Here is a 23,211-nt window from a genome sequence, read left to right as displayed (position 1 = left end):
CAGCCATCGGCCCACCACATCCCCCGGTCCGGCCATTGTGTCGCCCTCGGGCACCATGGCCCGAACGGGCCATCGGGCACCCGCGGCAGCCCCGACGAGCGGCGAACTGGCCCATCGGCCCTTGCCTGCCGCGTCAGTCCATCGCCTCGATGCCGAGTCGGGCCAGGCTCCCGGTATTGGCCCGGATGCGGGCCACGAGGTCCGGGTCGGGCGGGTCGAATCCGGTCACCTCGTCGAGGACGCGGACCGGCTCCTTCGTGCGGTAGGAGCGGGTGGGGTTGCCGGGGAACCGCTTGTCGGTGACGTTGGGGTCGTCCTCGAGATCGCCCAGCGGCTCGACGCGGTAGACCCTCGGCGGTCCGTCGCCGCGGGCCAGTTCGGCCGCCAGCGGTGCCCCCGTCGAGGACGCGGTGACGTAGATGTGGCCCGACACCTTGCCGCTGCCGTAGTTCGTCATCCAGCCGGGACTGAGCAGGTCACCGGGAGCGACGTCGGCGCGGGTGCCGTGGAAGAAGGGACCGGGGTCCACGACGCGGGGGGTCGGTGGCGGATCTCGCAGGAGGCTGTCGAGACGATGCATGAGGACGTTGATCCTGCTGCGTCCCACCGGGGTTCGTGGATAGCGGTCGAGGACGTCACGGACTTCTGGGGTCATCCGCTTGGCGGCGGCGTCGAGCATGTACTCACCAACGACTGGGTCGTCGGCGCGCGAAAGTTCGGCGGCGCGCGCGGCATGCGCCGCCGCTCCGAGGAGGTGGCGCACCTGGGTCGCCCTCGCGATCGGGTGGAGGTATGCCGCAGCCGCAGCATCGCCCGCTGCCATCGCTGCGTGGTGGGCCGCAGCCGTCGGTGCATCCCTGGCGGCGCGATGGGCCTCGACTGCGGTCGTGCGCTGGAGCCGGGACCTTGGCGTGCCGGTGGCGAATTCGCGTGCGGCGTCGATAGCGGCACGTGGTCGCGGGTCGCCCGGGCTGGCCTCCTCGAAGACGAACAGGGTGCGCTCGGCGCACTCCGCGACATATCTGACCACCGCCCTGAGGTCCTCGACCGAGAGGTCCACGCCCACCGGCTCACCGTCACCACTGGACCTGGTGGGCGTGACCGGCATTCCCACAGCCTAGTTCTCCTGCGGCGGGGTCACCGCTGCCTGCCGGCGTCGAGCGCCGCTGCGATCTCGCGGGCCCAGTCGTCGATGGTGTCCCAGTCTCGGAAGTCGCCCTCGGGCAAGGCATCCTTCATCGCCGGCATGAGCCGCACGAGACGCTCACCGATGCCGACCGGCTTGCTCTGCGGGTCATAGGCACCGAAGAAGACGTGCTCGCCGCGCGGATGCAGCAACTCGGTGAGTTCGTCGAACTCCTTGGGGCGGGTGCTCACCAGGACGTCCGTCCCGTCCTTGTCGACACGGTCCGTGCCGAGCGGGCCGCTGCTGAAGAGCCACACCGGAACTCGAGCGAGGGCGGCCCGGTGGGCACGTGCGAAGGCGATGGCCGGCCCCAACCAGTGGAACATGTATGCCGCGCCGCCGAGAACCACGGCGTCGTACCCGTCCAGGCTGGTCACCTCCTGGACGGGGTGGGCCTGCGCCGGGCAGCCGGATTCGGACAACGTGGTGGCGATCCGCTCGGCGATGCCGGCCGTGGCGCCGTGTCGGGTGGCGTAGGCAACCAGGGTGGTCATGAGAGCTCCTTTCCTTGCTGCGAGGAGGATGACCTGCGCGCCGGCCGGGTCTGGCGATGAGCACCCGCCGAGCCCGAGAAGAAGGCGCTGATCCCGATGAGGAACCCGAGGTCGTACCACACGCCGTTGTTGTGGACCTCGTAGATCCCCACGGAGTGGTCGAACAGGGACACCAGGAAGGCGATCGGTGCGATGAAGCCCTGCCAGAGGCCGAGCCAGAAGCCGGGAGCGCCTCCTCCGCCGACGTCCGGGTTCGCGGCGGCGGCGCATCCTGCGATGAGGAGCGTCACGCCGAGGGTGCACGAGGTTCTCACGACGAGTTGATGCCAACGCTGGTGACGAGTCCAAGGGGCCATGACCGCCTCGATCCTGTGACCCGCGTGACCGTCTGGTCGGTGGGCGGGGCCCACCGTCAGTGTGCGCGTGTGGACGCGGGCCGGACGGCCGATGTGACGCAGCAGTCGCGTTCTCGCGCTCCGGATCACGAGAACCCGGGAGCGCCTCCACCAGTGGTGTTGGTGGGAGGCTGGGCTGCGGCCGACCCAGCGGCAGCGGCCGCAGGAATGGAAGGGAGCCTCATGGCACGCCAGCTCATGGTGGACGTCATCACCTCGCTCGACGGATTCGGTTCGGCTCAAGGCTGGCCCGGTCTGTGGGGCCTGGGTGGACCCGAGTACTTCGCGTGGTTGGCGCAGGACGGGAAGCAGGCACGCACGCTGTTGATGGGCGCGACCACCTACCGGCTCTTCGCGGATTTCGCCGCCACCGGGGAGGAAGACATCGACGAGCTCACCGAGGTCCCCAAGGTCGTGTTCTCGAGCACCCTGCGGGAGCCCTTGTCGTGGGCCAACTCGGTGCTCGTGGCCGGCGACGCGGTCGAGGAGGTGCGGTCGATGAAGAAGCAGGGCGAGGGTCAGCTGCGCACGATCGGGAGCGCGACGCTGTGCCGATCCCTGCTCCGGGCTGGACTGGTGGACCGGTACCGCGTGGTCGTTTTCCCGGTCGTGAACGGGGCCACCGGGGCTGACCGGGTCTACGACGGCTGGCCGGACGTCGCGCTCGAGCTAGTGGAGTCCAAGACGCTCGACGGACGCCTCCAGCTCCTCGAATACGTCCCGACGGTCCTCGACGGCCCGCCCTCGACCTGACCCGCAGGCATGGGCGACTCAGGACATCGGCGTCATGGGCGTGACGCTTCCGCCGATCACCCGCCAGGACCCGTCAACGCGCAGCCAGGCCCGCAGGTATCGGAAGTCGCCATCGAGCGCCATACCGGCGTAATCGCCGACCAGCCTGACGGTCACGGCCACGACGGCGACCTCCCCGAACGCGCTGACCTGCAGGTCGCGACCTTCCACCGTCGTCCACGAGACCGCGCCGCCGGCGTAGTTGGCCAGATCCATCGCCTTGGTCGCGGTGGCACCGTCCGGGGTGTTGAACAGCAGGTCGTCATGAAGGAGGAGGTCCAGTTGCGTCACGTCGCCCATCTGCATGGCGCGCCAGAGCGCAGCCTCGCTGGCACGGATCTGCGCGGCGACCGATGGCGGCGCACCAGGCGCAATCACCACGTGCTGATCCGGGCCAGGACGGGACGGGCGATGCGCAGGTAGTCCTGGGTGTCCAGTGCCAATGACCGATCCAATCGCGCCGCATTGAAGAAGATCTCGGAGGATTCTGCCAGGGAGGTGTCCACGACGAGGAGCATCTCGCTCGCGTAGACCAAGGGCAGGACCGCACCCGAGGGGGCACGGGCCAGCGACTCCGCTGTCGCGGCGTCCGCGAAGGCGACGTAGGTCCCGCCGAGGAGTTCTCGAAGAGCGGCGAAGTCCAGCCGGGCGTCACCCCGGATGACGGCCAGCACGTACTGAGACCGCTTCTTGTCCATCTTCACCCGCAGCATGAGGCATTTCGCCGCCTGGGCCGCGGAGTGCCCTCGCAGCGCACTCACGACCTCCGTGCGCCCCTCCGGTGGGTGATCGAGGACTCGGTATGACGCACCGGCTGCATCCAGATCGCGGATCAGGAGGTCGTAGAGCTGATCGCCAATGCGGACGGGGTCTGCCCGGTCCGGGGCCGGAACGGGGTCTGCCCGTTCCGGGGCCGGGGTCGCGCCGGCCACCGGATTGGTCCGGATCATGGCTGGGAACCCGGGGGGGACGGGGCCAGGTCCTCACCGGCCACCGGTGCGGCGGTGGCGCGACGGGCGACGAAGTCCGGATCGATCTGGGCAACGACCTCGGTCACCAGGTTAGCGGGGAAGCCGCCCGCTTTCGCGTGCGCCAACACGGTGTCGATGTGGTCGGCCTCGTGGACGCAGTAGAACTTGTCCCCGGCGACGTAGCTGGTGATCCATCGATAGGGCACGCCCAGAGAGGCGACGACCTCGTTGGACTTCGCCGTGATGCCGGCCAGCTCCTCAGGCGTGAGGGAGCTCGCGGCAGGGATGTCCCGCTCGATCAGGAAGATGGGCACGGTGTTTCCTTTCGTTGGGCCACGTCACGTTCCCGGATACCGAGAAGTGTCCGAGTGATCTCGGCCAGTGGTGGTTGGGATGGACGGCCCGGACCGGCGGACCGGGAGGGGGAGGAGGGCGGGGACGCGCCTGGCGTAGGCGTCGTACTCAGGCCCGAACGTGCGTCGCAGGTCGCGTTCCTCGAAGCGGATGCCGACCAGGACGTATGCCGTGCCCAGAGCAGCGAAGAGCAGGTGCGCAACGCTCATCTGCGGCGTGGCCCAGAAGGCGATGACCAGTCCCGCCATGAGGGGATGGCGCACGACCCCATGAAGGCCACCGACGTGGAGCCGGTCGCTTCCGGGTCGGCGGGGCGATGCCCATCCGGCCTGTCGAAGGCCGGTGAGCTCGAGATGGTCGACGGCGAAGGTCGAGATGACCGCAAGCAACCAGCCGGCCAGGTACGTCCCCCAGAGGAGCCCGGCCGCGGCGCCGTGAAGGTGCCATGCCTGGCCGCCGAACGGCTGCCACAGGGTCAGGATGAGGACCAGACAGACATCGGTCGCCAGAACGTACACCGCCCGCTCCATGACCATGGGAATACGCCGTCGCATGGCAGCCTTCACCGCGGGTCGGGCCATGACCGAGTGCTGGAGGGCGAACAGCGACATCCAGGCAAGGTCGCACAGAACCGCCCCAACGGGCCCGATGCGTTGTGGGCCGTCGACGGTCCGGGGCACGACCACGCCGGCGAGGAAGGCCATGGTCCACACCACCACGGCCACGAAGGCCGCCCAGCCCAGGGCGGACAGGATCAGCCAGGCCGAGTCACGTTTCATGGCCACCACTGTCGCGAGCACCAGCAGGAGCGAGCAGCAGTGGAAATACCGCACTTTCGACGCCGCGGCCCATTTGCTTGACTGGTGCGATGGCCGGGAATCAGCCCAGGTGGGGGACCGCGCGCCTCGAGACCGGAGCTGGCGTGGCGTTCGCCGTGACCGGACACGGGCCACCGCTCGTCGTCGTCCCCGGATGGCTGAGTCATCTCGAGCTGGACTGGGCGATCGGTCCGGAGCGTGCGTTCTATGAGGCGCTGTCCTCGGGGCGCACGCTGGTGCGCTACGACCGTCCCGGCTGCGGCCTGTCTGACCCGTTCGAAGGTCCGCGGAGCATGGCCAGTGAGATCGCCGTCGTGCGGGCCGTGACCACGGCCATCGGAGTGGACCGGTTCGACCTGTTCGGCTGGTCGCTCGGAGCACCGGTCGCGGCCCACTGGGCCGCCGAGCATCCCGAGACCGTGACCAGGTTGGTCCTCTACGGCGGGTGGATCACCGGTTCGGCGATCGGTGACCCGGACAGCCGCCGACACGTCCTGGGCCTGCTGCAGTCCCACTGGGGGCTCGGCTCGGACCTGCTCACCGACGTCTTTGCCCCCGACGCCGACGCGCGAAGCCGTCGAGCCCTCGCGCAGTATCAGCGGGCATCGTCAACCGCGGGGACGGCGGCGGCGATGTTGCGCCTGGCCTACGACCTGGACGTCAGCGGGTCACTCTCCCGGATCAACACACCCACGCTCGTCCTGCACCGAGACAGGGACCGAGCGGCTCCCCTCGCCCAGGGCAGGGAGCTGGCGCGCGGCATACCGTCGGCGCGCTTCGTCGAGCTCAAGGGTCGCTCGCACCTGCCAGCCTTCGGTGACGCCCAGGTGATCGTCGACCAGGTCCGTCAGTTCCTCGGCCTGAGCAAGCTGCGGAGACGTTCCGGACGCACCGGACTGACCGAGCGTCAGCACGAGGTGGCAGCCCTGGTGGCGAACGGACTGACGAACCGGGAGATCGCCGACCGGTTGACCATCAGCGAGCGTTCCGCCGAATCGCACGTGGAGCGCATCCGGCTGCGGCTCGGATTCCGCTCCCGCGCCCAGGTGGCCGCCTGGTTCGTCACCGCTGGAGCGGACGACCCGGCCGGGTGAGCGGGATGCGAGCCAGGGTGTGACACCCACCCGAAGTGCGGTAATTCCACCCCTGCTCGCCCAGCATTCCAACGGCAGGATTCGGAACAAAGACAGCGGATTCCGCCGTCCCCGACGTGCCAAGGAGCCTCAATGAGCACCCCCGGTCAGATGACGATCTGGAGATCTACCCCGTCGTTGGAGGTCATGAACACGTTGTCGTCCCAATGCCTCATCGGGCGCCTCGGCATCGAGTTCGTGGACGTCGGTGACCGTCACCTGACCGCACGGATGCCGGTTGACGACCGCACTCGTCAACCATTGGGACTCTTGCACGGCGGGGCCTCGCTGGCGTTGGCGGAGACACTGGCCAGTTGGGCGGCGAGCCTGACCGTCGACCTCGAGCAGGTGACGTGCGTCGGTCTGGAGATCAATGGCAACCACCTCCGCCCGGTCAGCTCGGGTCGGGTGACCGGCGTCGCACGGCCGGTCCAGCTCGGCACTCACGTGCAGGTGTGGGAGGTCGAGATCGCCGACGACGAAGACCGCCCAGTGTGCCTCTCGCGATGCACGATCGCCCTGGTGTCCGCTGTCGTGAGGTCACCAGGTCCAGATGGTGGGCTGGTGCGATCGCTCGACCTCACCTCGGCCGCGCGGGGCGGCGGGTCGCGATCCCCGGCTCCGACGCCCTCACGATGGTGAAGGCCACCTCTCTGGACAACCCGGACATGAGCCCATGACCAGGGCTCCCGTCTGGTTGACGCTCTTCGTGGACGTCCCCGAGTCGCGGCACCAACCGGCGGCCGAGTTCTGGCAGGCCGCGACCGGATACCGGCTCTCCCCGACTCGGGGAGAGCTCGAGGAGTTCGCGACCCTCGTGCCACCCACCGGTGATGCTCACCTACGTCTCCAACGCGTGCGCGATGGCGACACCCGCCTTCATCTCGACGTCCACGTCGACGACGTGGGGGTCGCCGTGGACCGGGCCGTGGCGGCTGGAGCCGTCCTGACCAGGCAGCTCGCTCATGCGATCCTGCGCTCACCAGCGGGGTTCGTCTTCTGCCTGGTGCCGAGCCACGGCGAGAGCAGGCCCGCCACGGCGAACAGCTGGGGCACCCACCGATCCCGGCCAGACCAGCTCACCATCGGCGTCCCCCGCCACCTGTGGGCACAGGAACGAACCTTCTGGACCGACCTCACCGGCTGGCAGGTATCAGGGTCGGCACGCCCTGGTCTCGCTCGGCTGCAGGTCCCCTCGGCCATGCCCCTCCGGATGCTCCTTCAACGCAGCTCCGGAGACGTCACGGCATACATCGACATCGTCACCGATGACCGAGCGGCCGAAGCAGAGCGCCTCGGTCGCCTCGGGGCACTCCCGGTCCGGGCCGAACGCCACCGGACCGTCATGTCAGGTCCAGATCTCAGCATCTTCCGCGTCATTGGCAGCGGCACCTGGACATCCTCCCCGGGTTGATTGCCGAAGCGAGTATGCCCGGCAACCTCGCGACCGATGCGCATCCGACGCGCATCTGGCAGCGCTGGCCCTGGAACACCACGCCTGGATCGTCTCGTTCGATGCCGCCTTCGCCCGAACCACGAGACGTGCATGCGTCACGGGCCGGTGGTCGTCGTGGATGAACGGATCCACAGCACGATCTCGGTCCGCGTCGTGAAGCCCCGTTTGGCGAGAATACTGCGCACGTGGGACTCGACGGTCCGGACAGAGAGAAAGAGCCGCTCGGCGATCTGCTGATTGGTCAGGGTCTCGGCGACGAGCCTGGCCACCTCGCGCTCCCGGGCCGTGAGCGAGGACAGCCCCGACCGGTCCAGAGACGCCGCGAGCCCGTCGAGCAGAGACTTCGCCGACACCGCCGGTCCCGGCATGTCGAGTCGACGGAAGGCTCGGAGCGCCGCGGCGGCCAGCTCGCTAGCGCGGCCGGGGTCCGTGTCCGTCAGGCAGAGCGCCAGGCCCAGCCGCGAGAGCGCCGCCGAGGGCGGCGCCCCAACGGCCTCGTCGATGGCGATGGCCTGCGCGTAGTGGTCGACCGCCTGCGTGCGGTCTCCCATCGTGCGGGCCAGGTCGCCGAGCACGCGCGCGCAGGAACCGCCGGCGATGGGCGTGCCTCCGCCGTCCCCGCCGAGCCATCCAGCGGTAGGGAGCAGGAGTGCGTGACAGGTGGCGGCCAGGTCGGCGTCGGCGAGCGTCACCGCGGCCATGCCGATCTGTCCGATAGTGCCGGCCCACCGTGGTCCGAGGGGGAAGCGTTCGGCCAGGCCGCGGAATGGCTCGAGCAGAGCGCGGGCCCCATCCAGGTCCCCGACCAGAGCCCGGATCTGGACCCGGCTGATCCGGATGAGCGGCATCGGCGGAGTTGCCCGAATCATCTCCTCGAAGCCCGCCGGAACCTCGCTCGGGTCACCCCGGAGCATTCCCAGATTGGTTCCGAAGGCGTAGTACATCCCGATCATCGAGATGTCCCCGATCCGTTCGGCGATCTCCCGCGCCTGCGCCGCGGACCCGCGGGAATCGTTGAAGCGTCCCTCGAGGACGGCCAATCCCGCCGTCAGCCGCAACGCGTGCCACCGGGCGATCGGTGATGAGCGCTGCCGCGCGATCCCCTCGATCGTGGTGATGGTGCTGCGCACCGCGTGGAGATGACCCTGTTGACCGGCCAGGTCAGCGGACCACAGGTGCCCCCAGAGAGCCCCCATTGTCGAGGGGGCGGCCGGGGCGAGCTCGAGCGCCCGGGCGACGAGCACGGTCCGCGCCTCCAGGGCCTGCGGGTAGCTGAGCACGTAATGCCGCGCCGCGAGAGCCTCGAGCTCGGCCAGCGGGTCCCCGGTCCGCCGGGCCAGTTCGAGCGCCTCGGCGCTCAGGGCGTCAGGGTCCGGGTGGGCGTGGTCGTCCGGATGCGGCAGCTCCCCGAGCAAGGGCTGAGCGGCCTCGGCCGCCGCGAGGGCGGCTTGGGCGAGCAGCCGCGCGCGTCGTCCCGCATCGGATGCGGGCAGCAGCCGAAGCGCTCGCCCGTTCATTGTCGCTGTCACGATGAGTGTGGCCGGATCCCCCGATCCGTGCGGGACCAGGGCGAGGTCCGCAAGCAGGTCGGGGCGGCCGGCCGACTCGGCGAGGTCCATCCCTTCGACGCACGCCTGAAGGGCCGCCTGCTGGTCCCCGGCAGCCCACTCCAGCCGAGCCTGCAAGAGCAGTCCCTCGGCGAGCTCTCCCGGGGGAGCGTCGAGGAATCTCGCGGCGCCGACCGCCAGTCGGGCGAGCTCGGCGACCCGGTCCGGGCCGAACCTCTGGGCCGCGGCGACCGTCGTCGCGAGGGCGCGGCAGCGGGCGGCGGCTTCGGGGCCGGGGACCTTCGACCAGTGTCCTGCGGCGAGTCCGAGGAGCAGGTCCTCGCCGGTGGACTCGAGGGCACGGGCCACACCCTCGTGGGCCCGCACGAGCTCCTCCGGTGACAACGAGGCGACGACGGCGTCGCGGACCAGAGCGTGGCGGAAGGCCAGCCCAGTCTCGCCGAACCGGAGCAACCCGCTCCGCACACCGGCGTTGAGGTGCTCGGCCGCGTCGTCGACACGCCCCCCGACGGCCGTCGCCACCAGCGTCGGCGCGACGCGTTCTCCGAGGACGGCAGCGACCCCGACCGTCTGCCGGGCGGTCAGGCCCAGCGCCTCCCATCCTGAGGCGAGCACGTGCCGCCACGTCGGTCGCTGGGCGAGCGCGGCGTCAATGTCGGCGTCCGGCGCCTCGGACAGCTCAGTCGTGAGACTCACGAGGTAGAACGGGTTGCCGTCGGTGAGAGCTGCCAGTTCGCCCGCCCGAGGCACCCAGTGCTCGGTCCGCTCGTCGCCAGCCAGAAGGCGGGAGACCTCCTCGACGTCGAGTCCGGTCAGGCTGAGGTGGCCGGCGTTCGGGCCACGCACCAGTCGCCCGAGGCCGCTGCCGAAGGCCGTCCCGTCGAGGGCGTCGTCGCGGGCGGTCGCCACGACGACGACGGGCAGGACCGCGAGTTCGGGAAGGAGTCGCGCGAGGACGTCCAGGGACAGCTCCTCCGCCCAGTGCAGGTCCTCCAGGACGACGAGCAGCCCGTTCGTGGCGGCTGCCTCGGCCAGGTCGCGGCCCAGCCGTTCAACGAGGGCGAGGCGGGCCTCGACCTGACCGTCGGAGGTCTCGAAGGCCGCGACGGCCGACTGGACGCCGGGGATGTCGCGGGCCAGCCGACGCCACAGCCAGAGGGGCGGGGCCGTCGGGTCCTCCAGGCACCAGCCGCGAGCGCGTCGCATCCCTGCCGTCTCGGCCAGCTCCAGGGCCCGCCCGGCCAACCACGTCTTGCCGATGCCGGCCTCACCCGTGACCAGCAGCAAGTGTCCGTGACCGGACGCCGCCGCACGGCATACGGCCTCGATCCTGGCCAGCTGGCTGGTGCGCACTGGGGGCGTCGGCACCCGACCAGTATCCCGACGCGCTCGCGAGTTCAGTACCCGATTTCGGTGGCACCACTGAAGCCCCGCGCCCGTGGGCGGCAGACCCTCGAACTCGACGGGCCAACCGTCACCCACGACACCAAGGAGCAGCAGTCATGTATGCCCAGTTCATCACCTTCCAGGGGCCACGGAGCCCAGAACTCCTCGCCGCGGCCGAACGTGCCGGGCGGGAGCGCATCAGTCCACTCATCGCGGCGCACCCAGAACTGCGCGAGGGGCTGCTCGGCGGCTTCCGCGCGATGGGGCCTGACGGTCACGAGGTCTTCGTCACGCTTGCTCGCAGCGAGCACGTCCTCGACATCCTCCAGGAGCTCGTCATGACGTCCGAGCTGCTCCCCGGAGAGGACGCGGCCCTCCTGCCGGGACCGGACCGGATCGAGCGATACGAGGTCGCCGACACGATGGGCCCGATCGGGACCGCGCTCCGGGGTGATGCCTGATGATCACGCGACCGCAGAAGGATCCTCCGCCCTCGCCGGCTTTGGCCGGGAACTGGGAGGTCGTCGACGCCCGGAGCACCTGCCGGTTCGGCGTCCGCGACAAGCTCGTCACTAACGTGCGGGGCAGCTTGCCCGTCCTGCGTGGCGAGGCAGAGGTGTCCGAGTCGGGAATCCTGCGCACGGCATACGTGGAGCTGTCCGCCGACGGCGTCGACACCGGCAACGCCCACCGCGACCGGGACCTGCACAAGGCGCGATTCCTCGATGCGGCAAACCACCCGACCATCCGGGTCCAGGTCGTGAACGCCACGCTGACGGAGAGCGGGTGGGCCACTCGGGCGGTCGTGGGAGCCCGCGGCGCGAGTGCGCCCGTCGACCTCACCATCGGCGCACAGACCGCGAACGACGACGAGGTGCGGGTGACCGCCATCGGCCGCCTCGACCGCACCCCGCTCGGGATCAAGGTGCCCACCCTGATCGTCGGTCGATACGTCGACCTCGACGCCGTGCTGACGTTCCGGAGGTCGCCCTCAACCGCCTGACGCCGGGAACGACGGTGCGGCGGCACCCGACCGGCTCGTCCGCCTCCGAGAGCGGCCTCGGATGACGCACCGAACTCGATGGCGCGAGCCGCTGAATCGAGCGCGTCCTGAGCCGATGAGGATCACGGTGGCCGGACGCCCCGGCTCAGCCGATGTGGGAGGGCTCCGCTTGCGCTGGGCACAGGGCTAGGAGGACTTGCCCGCCGCTTGGCTGTGCTCGACCGCCTCCTGTCCCGTGTGACGTGGCTGCTCGAAAGCGACGGATCACCGGATCTCGACGACGGGCTGCGGAGGCAGCCCAGCGGCATACATCGCCGATTGCCATTCCACCCTGGCGAGAGTGGTGCCCTCGGGCTTGGCCTCGATGACGCCGACGACCTTCTTGTCGACGTAGAGGAGGTTGTCGGCCGGGCCGTCACCCGGCTTCATGACGACTTCGCAGCAGGCGACGCCGGCGCTGGCGAAGGAGTTCAGAACCCTCGAGCCCTCGACCGACCAACCGGCGTCGGAGTTCTCTGTGGCGCTCCGGCCTTGACCACCTGGAGGGCGCCGAACTCCTGCAGCGCATCGAAGTCATCGTCCTGACTCACCACGGCCAACCCGTTGGCGATGGCGATCGCGGCGATCCAGAGGTCGTTGACATTGACCCGGCGCCCGGCGTCGCGGAGGCGGACTCGGAGCTCGGCCCACACCTCGGCCGCCCGCACGTCGACGGGCAACACCTCGGCATCGCGCGCGACCTGCAGGGTGTCCAGGCGTCGTGAGCGCGAGATGGCGTCGGTCGCGGCGAGGACTCCTGCTTGGAGTTCGGCGACCGTGATGACGCAGACCACGGCTTCCTCGGGCAGACGGTCTCGGTCGATGGTGCGTCCCAACTCCCCGGAGATCCAGACGCTGGTGTCGACGAGGGCGCGCGCCGTGGGGTTGGTCGAGGGATCAGTCGAGGTCATCGAGATCGTGGGTGGTGCCCTCGGTGATCCAGGCCATGTCCTCAGCCAGGGTCGGATCCGACTGCTGCCGGTCGAGTAGGGCCAACAGGTCAGCCTTGGGCACCGCTGGTCGCCGTTGGCTCGCGACGCGGCTCAACTCCGCCACCGCACGACCATGCACCGTGACGACATAGGTCTCGCCACGGCTGACTCCCTCGAGCACCGTGGCGGTGTGATTGCGGAGGTCCCGTGAGGCGATCGTCGGCATGTGCGCAACCGTAGCACATTGCGCACGCACCGCGCCCAGCCCAGCAACGGATCGTCGTGGCCGGCCGTCCTCGCCCTCGTGGGTATCGGTGCAGAACTCGTGGTCGCGACAGTCCTCGCCTTCAGGGGACTCGACATTCCCTGACCGCATGGGATCTCTTGGACACCGACGGCGGCACAGATCTCGCGAGCACCCGGGGAAGCGGTTCAGCGTCGAGCGGGCCCGGGCCGCAGGCGATTTTCCCGCCGTCGTGCGCCTCACCCGTGGATCGGACATCCCCACCCCGCGGCCAACATGTGGCGCGTCGATGTCCGGCGTTGCTTCTAAGCGACGTGCCGACGTCGATTCCGGGGCCGCTCAGTCGGCCGAGCGCCGGGTGAAGGTGAGGTGGGTGACGCCGCTCGGCGACGGCACCGACTCGATGACGTAGCTCTCGCCGAGCCCCTCGAGCCCGTCCCAGATCCGCTCGCCCCTTCCGAGGACGATCGGCACCATCACGAGGTGCATGACGTCGACGAGTCCCGCAGCCAGGAAGTCGCGGACCACCTGGGCGCCACCGCCGATCCGCACGTCGAGTCCCTCCGCCGCCTCGGTCGCGACCCGCAGTGCCTCCGCCGGCGGCGCGGACAGGAAGTGGAATGTCGTCCCGCCGTCCATGACGAGTGGTTCGTGCTCACGATGGGTGAGCACGAACGTCGGGGTGTGGAACGGCGGGTTCTCCCCCCACCATCCGGTCCACGCCGGGTCGTCCTGCCAGCCGGGGGGACCGAACTTGTGGGCACCCATGATCTCGGCGCCGATCCCCGCGTTGGTCCGCTCGGCGAAGGCATTGTCGACCCCCACTGAGCCGTCCGGACCCCACATCCGGGTGGCGAACATCCACTGGTGGAGCCGGTGCCCGGCATGCCCGAAGGGCGACTCGAACGACTGGGGCTCGCCCGCGGCATACCCGTCGAGGGAGATGGAGAAGTTGTGGATTCGGGCCTGGGTCATCGGGGTCCCGCGGCCGTCAGGTCCACGCCCGGTCGCGGCCGGTTGGCCAGCGCGAGGATGAGGTCGGCGGCGTTCGCCTCGATCCGGGCTCCGGCGCCGAGCGTGAGGTCGAGATCGGTGGCATAGAGGCTGTGGAGCGCGGCCGACCGGCCGAAGCTCTCGGCGACACCGTCGGTGACCAGCGACTTCAGGACGATGGTGGTCGCCGTGTCGTCGGCTGTGCGCGGGAGGCCGACCGCCTCGGTGATGTCGAGGCCGTGGACGACGACGTGCGTCAGCGCGCCGATCGGGCCGCCTCCGGGCGGTGTCCACTGGGCCATGACCGGGCTGCGCAGGTCGGCGACGAGGTCGGCGAATGGTCGCCGTCGGTCGCGCTCGGCGATGCGGTTCGAGAGGACGTCGAAGTCGTATCCGTCTGCTGCGACCTCGCGCTGGAACGCCGGGGCGTCGTAGCGGGCTGCCATGGTCACGTGGGCGATGACATGACCGACGGTCCAGCCCTCGCAGAGCGAGGGGCGGTCGGCGATGCCCTCGCCCGCGGCTTCGAGGGCGTCGGCCAGCGCTAGGAACGCAGGGCCGACATGGTCGAGGATCTCGGCGTCGGTGGTGCTCACTTCTTCTCCTGTGGGTTGGGGGGATGGTCTGGTGGCGTGAGGCAACTGCCGCCCGTGGCGCTGTGTCAGTGGCAGTGTCTCGGTGCATCGTCGGCGGGCTCGTCGGTGACGGCCCATTGGGCGATGGGGCGGCCGGCGACTCGCCATGGATGCTCGCCCTCGGGGATCCGTGGCCAGCCGGACGGCGAGTCCTCCCATCGCTCCTGGCGCCCGAAGACCGTGAGGTCCATGAGCGCATAGCTCCACAGGCCGACTTCCGCCCCGCGGTCGGTCCTCCAGTAGGTCTCGAAGACCCGATTGTCGTCGTCGCGGATATAGCAGGCGTGGAAACCGAACTCGCGACCGGCGAGGAGCGAGGTGGCACCACGCGCGGAGTACCAGGGCGTGACGTAGTCGAGGAAGTCGGCATACGGGCGGCTCTCCTCATAGGTGCCCTCGGCGAGGACGGCGAGCGTGATGTCGCGGGCGTTGAGGTACTCGGGCCGCTGCATCTGCGACGTGCAGAAGGTGCACCCCTCGCACTGTCCCGCCCACGGTTTCCCGTCGTGCCACATGTGGAAGTACGCAACGAGCATCCGCCGACCCTCGAAGACGTCGACGAGCGGCGTCACACCCGCCGGGCCCACGACGGTCGCGTCGTCCGGAACCCGCACCATGGGCAGGCGCCGTCGATCCGCGGCCAGTGCATCGCCAGCTCGGGTGTGCGCCTTCTCGCGGACGAGCAGCTCGTCGAGCCGTCCCTGCCAGGTTGCCCGGTCGGTCACCGGCGGGAGGGCGGTTGCCGGGACGGGAGTCAGGGGGAGCCGTATGCCGTGTGCTCGGGTTTCGTCGTTGTCGGTCGTGTCGTGAGGCATTCCTCCACCCTTCTGGCTATGCTTTTCATAGCAATTATGGAAACCATAGTGCACGGAGAGGAACGAGATTGTCCAGAGCCTCGTACGCAGAGCTCGGGGATGCGTGCGCGACGGCGCATGCCATGGAGCTGATCGGTGGACGCTGGACCTATCCCATCCTCCGTGAGCTGATGCTCGGGCCGAAGCGCTTCACCGAGCTGCTCGCTTCGGTGCGGGGCATCACCCCGGCGGTTCTCAGCGCGCGACTGCGAGAGCTGGCGGCGACCGGGCTCGTCGAGGCCACGCCCGCCGTCGGTGGGCTGCCGCGGGCCTACCTGCTCACTCCGTGGGCGGCTCGACTGGCCCCTATCCTGCGCGACCTCGGGCGCTGGGCGCAGGACTCACCGGTCCACGAACCCATCGGCGGGCTCACGCCCGACGGCGTCGTCCAGGCGATGCTGACCATGGCCACGCCGCAGCCCGACCGGATAGCCGGGCACATCGAGCTGGTGCTTCGCGACGACCGGGTGCCCGGCGATCGGGACCACCCGTTCGTCGTTGGCTGGGGCCGGAGGGGCGTCAGGGCGCGTCGCGGGACCGGCCGCGGAAGGCTCACCCAGGTGCGCAGCGACTCGACCTCCTGGGGCCGGGTCCTCTTCGCCGGTATGCCGTTGCGTGCCAGCGGTGCTCAGATCATCGGGTCTGAGCCGGACGTGCGTGCGTTGCTGGACTGCTTCTCGTGAGGCCGATCTGCGCGCTAACCCGACCAGCTGAGCGATCACGGCCTTCTCCGACCGCGTCGCCGTCGAGGACGACCGCCCCTTCTTGGCATCCTTGGGCATCGAGCTCACGCCCGTGATTGTCTCGGACATCAGTGACCAACCTTCCCCCCAGCACCCGCTGGCGTGTCAGGTCAGAAACACCGTTCGCCGGACTTGGTCAGAACCACTGGCCTCAACTCACCCTGACACGCAGGGACCCGCACGTCCTACGGGCCACCGTTGACGTTTATGAAGAGACGGTCAGCTCGTGAGCCCCAACCACATCGAGGCGAAGACCGGGCTCGACGCCGAGATCGTCCAAGCGGCGCCCAGAGCGCTCGGTTCTGAGCACCCGCCCTACATCACCAAGATGCAGCGATAGGTCTCGGCCATGTCGTCTTGATCGCGCACCGACCGGTCACGAGCGTCGCGCGGTCGGCGCCTGGCCGACTGCAGGGACGATCGCGGACCGGCTCGTCCGCGCCATCGATGAAGCAGCGGACCGCGAACCAGACCCGGAGCGCAAGGGCCGGCTCCGCAAGACAGGCGTCTATATCGGCCATGCGGGCCGAGACCTCGCTGTCGAGATCGGGGCGACCGCGATCAACAGACAGGTGGCATGTGACAGGTCAGCCGCGTCTCAAACTCCACGGCTGCCGTCTCGAACTCCGCCGCTGAGGTGAGGATCTGTCTCACGCCGTCTCGTACTCCCGGGTAAGTCTCAAAGTCGTTCGCCGTCGACAGCCCGACAGACGACGTGTCCGGCGCGAACGATTCTGAGACTGAGCCGTGCTCCGGGCGCGGACTTTGAGACTGGTTCTGAACGAGGAGACTGAGACCGATGAGAGGCTGGTCCAACCGCATGATTGCTCTCAGCGCGATGGCCATGTCTCTCGACGGGTTCGGCGTGTCCCCACCGGACGACGACCCCGGGCCCGATCTTCGACTTCTCCGAGGCTGGTGATGTCGAGCTCGTGCGAACGACCGACGCGATCTCACGCTGCCTCTTGACTGTGACGTCACGTCACACCCGACGATGGTCAGTATGCGCGTGAAGGATCTCGCGGAACTGTCCGACACCACGGTGCGGACGATCCGGTACTACCACCAGCTGGGGTTGCTGTCAGTCCCCGAACCCGGGACGACGTGGCGTTCCTACGGATTCGCTCATCTGACCCGGCTGATGCGGATCAGGTGGCTGGTCGAGTCCGGCGTTCCGCTGGCCGACGTGCGGCACATGCTGAGGCCGCCCGAGGGTGACGACGAGCGCACCGTGGTCCTCGAGGATCTCCACACCGTCCTCGGCTCCATCGACGAGCGGATCACGGCGCTGCGCTCCCAGAGGGCACAGGTCGAGACCCTCCTGGCCCGGGTCACCGAGCACGGCCGCCTCTCGCCCCTTCCACCGCCGCTCGTGCGGATGTATGCCGCGCTCCTTGATCGCCCGTTGTCGCCGGCGGTCGCCCACGCGGTCACCAAGGAGCGTGATCTGCTCGAGTTGGCCGCCTACCGGAATGCGCTGCCAGAGGATCTGCTGGTCCTCGTGGACGCGTTGTCCGACGGCGACATCGTCACCTTGTGCGATCTCTGGGAGCAGATCCTTCGGCTGGACGAGGGGGCGAGCGGTGACCTGACGGATGACCTGCGAGCAGGCATTCATGACGTGGCTGCCCGGACCGTCGCCGTCGCCGAGCACGTGGACCCGATGGCGGCCCGTCGCCTGCTGGAACGGGCCGCGCGCCTCCAAGAATCCCGCGTCCGCGCCATCGTCGACCTCGCCTTCCCGTCGCCGATCTACCGGGCCCTCCTGCGCGACATCGCCGCCATCGCCGACGAACGAGGTGTCCGATGAGCACGCCCCCGATCAGCCTCGACCGGCTGACCAAGGCCTTCGGTTCCCGCCGGGCCGTCGATGAGGTGTCGATGACCGTGCCGGAGGGACAGGTGTTCGGATTCCTCGGGCCAAACGGCGCCGGCAAGTCGACGACGATTCGGTGCCTGCTCGGCCTCTACCACCCCACCAGCGGCACCGCCCGGGTTCTCGGCAGCGACCCGGCGACCGGCGATGCTGCATTCCGGCGGGAGGTGGGCTACCTGCCGGGCGAGCTGCACCTGCCCGACCGGCTCGCCGGCGCTGACGTGCTCGCGCGCTTCGGCCGGATCCGTGGAGTGCACGACACGGCATACGCGGACGCGCTGGTCGACCGGTTCGGCGCCGACCTGTCTCGCCCCCTAGGCGTCCTGTCGAAGGGCAACAAGCAGAAGGTCGGTCTCGTCCTGGCCTTCATGGCGCGACCTCGGCTGCTCGTGCTCGACGAGCCGACGTCCGGCCTGGATCCGTTGCTCCAGGACGAGTTCAGCGCGCTGCTGAAGGAGACGGTGGCCGACGGACGGACCGTTCTGCTGTCCTCGCACGACCTGGACGAGGTGCAGCGCGTCGCCGATCGCGTCGCGATCATCCGGGCGGGACGGGTCGTCGTCGACGACACCATCGACTCGTTGCGCGCGCGTGTCCCGCACACGATGGAGGTGACCTTCGACCACGATGTCGACACCTCGTGCCTCGCCGATGTCCCCGGAGTCACCGTGACCTCGACGACCCCGCGGACGGTGCGGCTGGGCTGGTCCGGCTCCGTGGGCCCGGTCCTGTCCGCTGTCGCCGCGCTCAGGCCGGTGGACGTCACCGCACGTCCGGCCGACCTCGACGAGCTCTTCCACGGCTACTACCGCGACACCGAAGGAGAGGCAGCATGAGCACCGAGCTGGCCCGACTCGACCTGAGACTGCGACGAAGGATGCTCGTCGGCACTGCCGTTGGTGCCGCGGCCTACCTGCTTGTCGTGGTCGCTGCATACCCGGCGTTCAAGGACGACACCAGCCTCAGCGACCTGCTGCAGTCGAACCCGGCGGCCGCAGCCGCATTTGGCATCAACGGTTCGATCACCTCGCCGGCCGGCTGGCTCAACGCGAACATGTACGCCAACTTCGGGCCGCTCCTCGCGCTCATGCTGACCATCGGCTATGGCGCCACCGCGATCGCCGGACAGGCGGGTGACGGACTGCTCGGCCTCACCGCCACCCAGCCCGTCACCCGAGGCGCGCTCCTGGCGCAGAAGGCGTTCGCGCTCGCCGTGACTGCGCTCGTCGTCCCGGTCGTCTCGTATGCCGTGTGCCTCGCCGGCCCGCACTTCGACCTGACCCCCGACTGGGCGCACCTCGCGGCGGTCACGGTGTCGACAGCCCTGCTCGCCTTCGACTTCGGGGCCGTCGCCCTGCTCGTCGGGGCACTGACCGGCAGCAAGGGGGCCGCGCTCGGCGTCGCGAGCGGACTTGCCGCGGCGGCATACCTCGTCAGCTCACTGGCGCCGACCATCGGCGCGGCGCACCGACTGCGGTGGAGCTCACCGTTCTACTGGGCCGTCGGCGACGGGCAGATCACCACCGGCCTGACCTGGGCGGATCTGCTCGTCCTGCTGGTCGTGGGCGCGATTCTCACGGGGGCGTCCCTGCCCGCCTTCCGTCGCCTCGACATTCCGTGAGCCTGGCTTCCGGTCCCGGTCTGCTCCTACGTCGTGGTCGGCCCGGGCGCGAACGAAAAGGGCCCGAGCTGGAGGAGCAGACCGAGGCGGTCGGGCACGCCCCAGTGCTCGACCATCAAGCCGTCGACGAACCGGGCGATATCGATGACCGTGATCTCGAAGGGCCGACCGGTCGGTGTGCGCCCGAGCTGGCCTCCGGTGTCGGTGCCGGTGGCCCGCAACCGGGCCCAGACGAGGTCACCGGTGACGCTCGAGTCCTCGATGGCGAGGTGGAAGTCGGCCGCACCGGAGCGCAGCTCGGTGATGATCCGCACGAGACCGCTCGTCCCGACGACCGGTGCCGGCCGGCCGGGTCGCTCGAACTGGTGCTCCACGCAGCCGGCGTCGACGACCTCGTCAAGGACGGTCAGGTCTCCGTTGTTGAACCCTCGCTCGATCAGCCGGGTGAACTGAGCCAGTGGCGTGCTCACGACGTCGCTCCGAGTGCCCCATGCGCGGTGCGGGTGAGCGTCACCCAGCGGAAGGGAACACCGCGCAGCGGCCCGCCCCCGTCCGTCGTCGAGGGCGTCGACACGGGGGTCCACCCCGGCCCGAAGGCGTTCCGTATGCCGTCGTCGTTGACTCCCTTGGGCCCCGGACCGCGCCGCGGCCCCACGACGTGGAGCAGGACGACCGCGCCGGGCTGGCATCGAGGGATGACCGCGGTCGCGAAGGCGGCGCGGCCCGCCGGGCTCAGGCCGTGGAAGCAGCCCAGGTCGAGAACAAGGTCGAGGTCCCCGGGCGGCAGCACCTCATCGAGCCGGGTCACGTCTCCCGCCAGGAAGGTAGCGCGATCGGAGACGCCCGCCCGGCTGGCCCGATCGCGTGCCCTGGCCAGGGCCCGGGGAACTCCGTCCACGCCCGTCACCGTCCACCCCTGCACGGCGAGGGCCACGGCATGGCTCCCGGTGCCGCACCCGGCATCGAGCGCACGCCCCGGCGAGCGGCCGCCGATGATGTCCGGCAGGGGGCCCGTGTCGTCATTGCGCTCCCACGGAGTCAGACCGAGGCGGTAGAGAAGTCCGTAGATCGACATCTCTTCTCCTTTCACTGTCGCCGCACTCAGTGCAGTCCTTCTGTAATGAATGCACTGCTACTGTGAGCCACGTGTCCTCTCCTGTCAAGCCCTCCCTGACCTACCGCCAGGAGCAGGCCGCGGCGACACGCACCCGCATCGCCGCTGCCGCTCGACGGCTCTTCGGCGTGTCGGGCTACCAGATGACCTCCGTCGCGGCGATCGCCGCGGAGGCCGGGGTCGCCGAACGGACCGTGTATGCGGCATACGGGGCCAAACGGGAGATCCTCTCGGCGATCTGCGACGCGTGGCTGGAAGCAGCACACGCCCGAGAGCTCGTGCAGGCGGCCGTGGAGGAGACCGACCCGGAGCGGACCGTCGCGCTGGCGGCGCGCTTCCTGCGATCGCTCTTCGAGACCGGGTTCGACGTCATGGTCCTCTTCGAAGCGGCCTCGGCGGAGGACCCCGAGACCAGGACGATGCTGCGGGCCAAGCTCGAGGGCCGCAACCACGTCCAGAACCTCATCGTCGAGTCCATCCGCGACCACATCGTCATCCCGGTCGGAGCGGCACAGGCGATCTACCGAGCCCTCGCCGCGGTCGGCGTCTACCAGGAGCTCGTCGTCGAGTCCGGCTGGTCCATCGACGCGTACGAGCAATGGATCCTCGGCCAGCTGCGGACCCAGCTCCTCGGGCAGCCCCGGGGGGCGGGCCCGATCAGTGGTGAGGAGTGGGCGGAGATCCGGTCGTCGTGGCGGGCCCTCGGGGATCCAGGGTCGAGCGGGGACGGGGCGTGATCGCGTGCGGTCGTCGGCAGGCAGGAGTCTCATCGAGTCTCAGAATCGCCACCCGTGTCTCATTTTCGGTCGCACCGGACAACTGTCCGGCTCCGGCGAAAATGAGACTCGCGACGCCGGGGCGTGCATTCTGAGAGCGGCTCTTGACGAAGAAATTGAGAGTTGCTTCAACCGACGGGTTCGAGGCTCAGCCCGAAGGCGACCGCGAGCTCGACGCGGGTGTGGCGCGACAGCGTGGCCACTGGTCGTCGATGGCGCGTCAGCATCCCGGCAGACGGTTACGCCGTCGCTGCTCGCTCAGCCCGCGCAAGGAAGCCTTGGACCAGGTCGAGGAAGTCGGCAGGAGACTCGAAGAACGGGAAGTGCCGGCCAGCGAAGATCGTGAGCTCGGAGCCGGGAATCCCTTTATGGATGGCGTGCGCCAGCTCCGGGACGCACTGGTCGAGCTCGCCACCGATGACCAAGGTGGGCACGGCGATCTCGCCGAGACGGTCAGTGAGATCGACGTCGGCGAGCAGACCATCGGGGGTGAACCACGACGATCCGTGCATCCGCGCGTAGACCTCGGCGCCGCTGTTGCCCATCGAACGCAGAACCGGCTCGGGGAGCTCACCACGGTAGACAAAGCGTTGGACGAACTCACCCAGCGCCGCCCCATAGGCGGGATGCGAAGGGTCGCCGGCCAGAAGGACATCCGCCGACACAGTGGGCAGCTCCTCGAGCCGTCGGTGCCACCCCGCGACGAGGGCCGGCACTGAAGCGAAGGAGTTGGACAGGGTCAGCGACACCACGCCCTCGGGCTGACCGAACAGATAGGCAAGGGCCAGCAGACCACCGTAGGAGTGCGCGAAAAGGTGAAGTCGCTCCAGCCCGAGGGCGGCGCGCACCGCATCGATCTCCTCAATGAACAACGGCAGGTCGTAGTCCGTGGGCCTGGTCGCGCGATCGGAACGGCCACAGCCGTACTGGTCGTAGAAGACGACCCGGCGAGGAAGCGCGGCCAGCGGCTCCAGGCAGTCGTGACAGATCCCGGGTCCCCCGTGAATTGTCAACAGCGGCACAGGGCCGCCTGCGGTCGCGCCCCACCACACCCGATGACCTCGGTGCTCAATGAAGCCCTCGTCCTCCAGAGAGACCAATGCCGCCACCTCCGATCGGCCGATCTGTCGTCGCCGCTGCTTTGGCTCACCGCTCATTATCGCCCCTCGGTCAGTTGTGAACCGCCCCGGTGAGTCCGGAGACTTACTGGTTTGAATCGCCCCGGGTTTCGTGGAGGCTCGGTTAGTTGGTTCCGACCTCGGCGAGGACCGGGTTCTGAGGGTAGTGCTCGATGGGTTGGGATGCCCAGTGGTTGGTCTCGTACTCGGCGGGCGGGATGAGCCCGATCTGGCCGTGGAGGCGTCGGTGGTTGAACCAGTCGACGTACTCGGCGACGGCGATCTCGACGTCGGTGATGTTCTTCCAGCCGCCCTGGGGTCGCATCACGGGGTTGCGGATGCACTCGGCCTTGAACAGGGAGTTGAGGGCCTCGGCCATCGCGTTGTCGTACGAATCGCCTTTGCTGCCAACGGATGCGACGGCTTCGGCCTCGGCGAGCCGTTCGGTGTAGCGAATCGCTCGATATTGCACGCCCCTGTCGCTGTGATGGATCAGGCCGGTGACGTCCTGTCCTGCTCGTCGACGCGACCACAGGCCCATGTCAAGGGCGTCCAGAGCCAGGTCGGTGCGCAGGCTGGTGGCCACTTGCCAGCCCACGATCATCCGGGAGAACACGTCCAGGACGAACGCGACATAGGTCCAGCCGGCGTGCGTCCTGACGTAGGTCAGGTCCTATGCCGACCTTCGGATTATGCCGATGATGCTCGTG

General features: G+C 69.3%; 28 protein-coding genes and 2 pseudogenes. 11 read left to right on the top strand and 19 right to left on the bottom strand.

Going from position 1 to position 23,211, the window contains the following annotated elements; genetic code table 11:
- Positions 1–133: 133 nt before the first annotated feature.
- The 4 genes and pseudogenes from arr to V9G19_RS19690 all read right to left on the bottom strand — a co-directional run bounded on the left by arr (position 134) and on the right by V9G19_RS19690 (position 1,994).
- A complete protein-coding gene (gene arr, locus V9G19_RS19705; protein ID WP_462287602.1) occupies positions 134–580 on the bottom strand; it encodes an NAD(+)--rifampin ADP-ribosyltransferase in 447 nt (148 codons plus the stop codon).
- Between the two features lie 129 nt (positions 581–709).
- Positions 710–1,108 (bottom strand): annotated as a pseudogene (locus tag V9G19_RS19700) (putative immunity protein); the annotation flags it as partial.
- 29 nt (positions 1,109–1,137) lie between these two features.
- Positions 1,138–1,680, bottom strand: coding sequence for a flavodoxin domain-containing protein (locus V9G19_RS19695; RefSeq protein WP_462287117.1), 543 nt, complete (start codon positions 1,678–1,680; stop codon positions 1,138–1,140).
- Positions 1,677–1,994 carry a hypothetical protein gene (locus V9G19_RS19690; protein ID WP_462287116.1) on the bottom strand — a complete coding sequence of 106 codons (318 nt, stop codon included), beginning with the start codon at positions 1,992–1,994 and terminating at the stop codon, positions 1,677–1,679. The genes V9G19_RS19695 and V9G19_RS19690 overlap by 4 nt, the downstream gene beginning before the upstream one ends.
- A gap of 264 nt (positions 1,995–2,258) precedes the next feature.
- Here V9G19_RS19690 and V9G19_RS19685 point away from each other — a divergent pair, with 264 nt between their 5' ends.
- On the top strand, positions 2,259–2,828 hold the full coding sequence (locus V9G19_RS19685; RefSeq protein ID WP_462287115.1) for a dihydrofolate reductase family protein: 570 nt from the start codon (positions 2,259–2,261) through the stop codon (positions 2,826–2,828).
- Between the two features lie 18 nt (positions 2,829–2,846).
- On the opposite strand, the gene V9G19_RS19680 is transcribed toward V9G19_RS19685, so the two are convergent.
- From V9G19_RS19680 to V9G19_RS19665, 4 genes are read right to left on the bottom strand one after another with little or no spacing between them, the layout of a single operon-like run.
- The gene (locus V9G19_RS19680) at positions 2,847–3,248 is read right to left on the bottom strand and encodes a nuclear transport factor 2 family protein (protein ID WP_462287114.1); all 402 of its coding nucleotides are present in this window, start codon (positions 3,246–3,248) and stop codon (positions 2,847–2,849) included.
- Complete coding sequence (locus tag V9G19_RS19675; RefSeq protein WP_462287113.1) at positions 3,242–3,817, bottom strand: YbaK/EbsC family protein; 576 nt, start codon at positions 3,815–3,817, stop codon at positions 3,242–3,244. The genes V9G19_RS19680 and V9G19_RS19675 overlap by 7 nt, the downstream gene beginning before the upstream one ends.
- Complete coding sequence (locus tag V9G19_RS19670; RefSeq protein ID WP_462287112.1) at positions 3,814–4,152, bottom strand: DUF4242 domain-containing protein; 339 nt, start codon at positions 4,150–4,152, stop codon at positions 3,814–3,816. Before V9G19_RS19670 ends, V9G19_RS19675 begins: the two co-directional genes overlap by 4 nt.
- A 24-nt stretch (positions 4,153–4,176) precedes the next feature.
- Entirely contained in the window at positions 4,177–4,971 is a 795-nt protein-coding gene (locus tag V9G19_RS19665) for a methyltransferase family protein (protein ID WP_462287111.1), read from the bottom strand.
- Positions 4,972–5,114: 143 nt separating this feature from the next.
- Here V9G19_RS19665 and V9G19_RS19660 point away from each other — a divergent pair, with 143 nt between their 5' ends.
- The 3 genes from V9G19_RS19660 (at position 5,115) to V9G19_RS19650 (ending at position 7,557) form a co-directional block, all read left to right on the top strand.
- Positions 5,115–6,104, top strand: coding sequence for an alpha/beta fold hydrolase (locus V9G19_RS19660; RefSeq protein WP_462287110.1), 990 nt, complete (start codon positions 5,115–5,117; stop codon positions 6,102–6,104).
- 132 nt (positions 6,105–6,236) lie between these two features.
- On the top strand, positions 6,237–6,785 hold the full coding sequence (locus tag V9G19_RS19655) for a hotdog fold thioesterase (RefSeq protein ID WP_462287109.1): 549 nt from the start codon (positions 6,237–6,239) through the stop codon (positions 6,783–6,785).
- Positions 6,786–6,819: 34 nt separating this feature from the next.
- A complete protein-coding gene (locus V9G19_RS19650) occupies positions 6,820–7,557 on the top strand; it encodes a VOC family protein (RefSeq protein WP_462287108.1) in 738 nt (245 codons plus the stop codon).
- A 137-nt stretch (positions 7,558–7,694) separates the two neighbouring features.
- On the opposite strand, the gene V9G19_RS19645 is transcribed toward V9G19_RS19650, so the two are convergent.
- Positions 7,695–10,535, bottom strand: coding sequence for an AAA family ATPase (locus V9G19_RS19645; protein ID WP_462287107.1), 2,841 nt, complete (start codon positions 10,533–10,535; stop codon positions 7,695–7,697).
- 134 nt (positions 10,536–10,669) lie between these two features.
- Here V9G19_RS19645 and V9G19_RS19640 point away from each other — a divergent pair, with 134 nt between their 5' ends.
- Together V9G19_RS19640 and V9G19_RS19635 are read left to right on the top strand one after the other, a co-directional pair.
- Positions 10,670–11,014, top strand: a complete 345-nt coding sequence (locus V9G19_RS19640; protein ID WP_462287106.1) for a hypothetical protein — start codon at positions 10,670–10,672, stop codon at positions 11,012–11,014.
- Positions 11,014–11,556, top strand: a complete 543-nt coding sequence (locus V9G19_RS19635; protein WP_462287105.1) for a YceI family protein — start codon at positions 11,014–11,016, stop codon at positions 11,554–11,556. Before V9G19_RS19640 ends, V9G19_RS19635 begins: the two co-directional genes overlap by 1 nt.
- 264 nt (positions 11,557–11,820) lie before the next feature.
- Here V9G19_RS19635 and V9G19_RS19630 read toward each other — a convergent pair whose 3' ends face one another.
- The 6 genes from V9G19_RS19630 to V9G19_RS19605 form a co-directional block, all read right to left on the bottom strand.
- Positions 11,821–11,985 (bottom strand): hypothetical protein, encoded by a 165-nt coding sequence (locus V9G19_RS19630; RefSeq protein WP_462287104.1) that lies wholly within the window; start codon positions 11,983–11,985, stop codon positions 11,821–11,823.
- Positions 11,986–12,026: 41 nt separating this feature from the next.
- Positions 12,027–12,506 carry a PIN domain-containing protein gene (locus V9G19_RS19625; RefSeq protein ID WP_462287103.1) on the bottom strand — a complete coding sequence of 160 codons (480 nt, stop codon included), beginning with the start codon at positions 12,504–12,506 and terminating at the stop codon, positions 12,027–12,029.
- The gene (locus tag V9G19_RS19620; RefSeq protein WP_462287102.1) at positions 12,493–12,753 is read right to left on the bottom strand and encodes a type II toxin-antitoxin system Phd/YefM family antitoxin; all 261 of its coding nucleotides are present in this window, start codon (positions 12,751–12,753) and stop codon (positions 12,493–12,495) included. The genes V9G19_RS19625 and V9G19_RS19620 overlap by 14 nt, the downstream gene beginning before the upstream one ends.
- A 357-nt stretch (positions 12,754–13,110) precedes the next feature.
- The gene (locus V9G19_RS19615) at positions 13,111–13,746 is read right to left on the bottom strand and encodes a dihydrofolate reductase family protein (protein WP_462287101.1); all 636 of its coding nucleotides are present in this window, start codon (positions 13,744–13,746) and stop codon (positions 13,111–13,113) included.
- Complete coding sequence (locus V9G19_RS19610; RefSeq protein ID WP_462287100.1) at positions 13,743–14,360, bottom strand: maleylpyruvate isomerase family mycothiol-dependent enzyme; 618 nt, start codon at positions 14,358–14,360, stop codon at positions 13,743–13,745. The genes V9G19_RS19615 and V9G19_RS19610 overlap by 4 nt, the downstream gene beginning before the upstream one ends.
- Positions 14,361–14,425: 65 nt before the next feature.
- On the bottom strand, positions 14,426–15,214 hold the full coding sequence (locus tag V9G19_RS19605) for a DUF899 family protein (RefSeq protein WP_462287099.1): 789 nt from the start codon (positions 15,212–15,214) through the stop codon (positions 14,426–14,428).
- Positions 15,215–15,336: 122 nt separating this feature from the next.
- Between V9G19_RS19605 and V9G19_RS19600 the strand changes: the two genes are divergently transcribed.
- From V9G19_RS19600 to V9G19_RS19585, 4 genes are all read left to right on the top strand, one after another.
- Positions 15,337–15,936 carry a winged helix-turn-helix transcriptional regulator gene (locus tag V9G19_RS19600; protein ID WP_462287098.1) on the top strand — a complete coding sequence of 200 codons (600 nt, stop codon included), beginning with the start codon at positions 15,337–15,339 and terminating at the stop codon, positions 15,934–15,936.
- Positions 15,937–16,999: 1,063 nt separating this feature from the next.
- A complete protein-coding gene (locus V9G19_RS19595; protein ID WP_462287097.1) occupies positions 17,000–17,806 on the top strand; it encodes a MerR family transcriptional regulator in 807 nt (268 codons plus the stop codon).
- On the top strand, positions 17,803–18,708 hold the full coding sequence (locus V9G19_RS19590; protein ID WP_462287096.1) for an ABC transporter ATP-binding protein: 906 nt from the start codon (positions 17,803–17,805) through the stop codon (positions 18,706–18,708). Before V9G19_RS19595 ends, V9G19_RS19590 begins: the two co-directional genes overlap by 4 nt.
- Positions 18,705–19,493, top strand: a complete 789-nt coding sequence (locus V9G19_RS19585) for an ABC transporter permease (RefSeq protein ID WP_462287095.1) — start codon at positions 18,705–18,707, stop codon at positions 19,491–19,493. Before V9G19_RS19590 ends, V9G19_RS19585 begins: the two co-directional genes overlap by 4 nt.
- Positions 19,494–19,519: 26 nt before the next feature.
- Here V9G19_RS19585 and V9G19_RS19580 read toward each other — a convergent pair whose 3' ends face one another.
- Positions 19,520–19,963 (bottom strand): ester cyclase, encoded by a 444-nt coding sequence (locus tag V9G19_RS19580; protein ID WP_462287094.1) that lies wholly within the window; start codon positions 19,961–19,963, stop codon positions 19,520–19,522.
- Positions 19,960–20,568: a class I SAM-dependent methyltransferase gene (locus V9G19_RS19575; RefSeq protein ID WP_462287093.1), complete on the bottom strand. Its 609-nt coding sequence runs from the start codon at positions 20,566–20,568 to the stop codon at positions 19,960–19,962. The genes V9G19_RS19580 and V9G19_RS19575 overlap by 4 nt, the downstream gene beginning before the upstream one ends.
- Positions 20,569–20,639: 71 nt before the next feature.
- Here V9G19_RS19575 and V9G19_RS19570 point away from each other — a divergent pair, with 71 nt between their 5' ends.
- Entirely contained in the window at positions 20,640–21,344 is a 705-nt protein-coding gene (locus tag V9G19_RS19570; protein ID WP_462287092.1) for a TetR family transcriptional regulator, read from the top strand.
- A 278-nt stretch (positions 21,345–21,622) separates the two neighbouring features.
- Here the strand turns inward: V9G19_RS19570 and V9G19_RS19565 are convergent, their stop codons facing one another.
- Both V9G19_RS19565 and V9G19_RS19560 read right to left on the bottom strand, forming a co-directional pair.
- Positions 21,623–22,540: a proline iminopeptidase-family hydrolase gene (locus tag V9G19_RS19565; RefSeq protein WP_462287091.1), complete on the bottom strand. Its 918-nt coding sequence runs from the start codon at positions 22,538–22,540 to the stop codon at positions 21,623–21,625.
- 85 nt (positions 22,541–22,625) lie between these two features.
- Positions 22,626–23,174 (bottom strand): annotated as a pseudogene (locus V9G19_RS19560) (IS3 family transposase); the annotation flags it as partial.
- Positions 23,175–23,211 lie beyond the last annotated feature (37 nt).

Origin of the sequence: Nostocoides sp., from assembly GCF_037045025.1 — a bacterium.
GTDB lineage: Bacteria > Actinomycetota > Actinomycetes > Actinomycetales > Dermatophilaceae > Nostocoides_A.
Note: the sequence above shows the minus strand (reverse complement) of the source record. Positions and strands in the feature narration are given on the sequence as shown.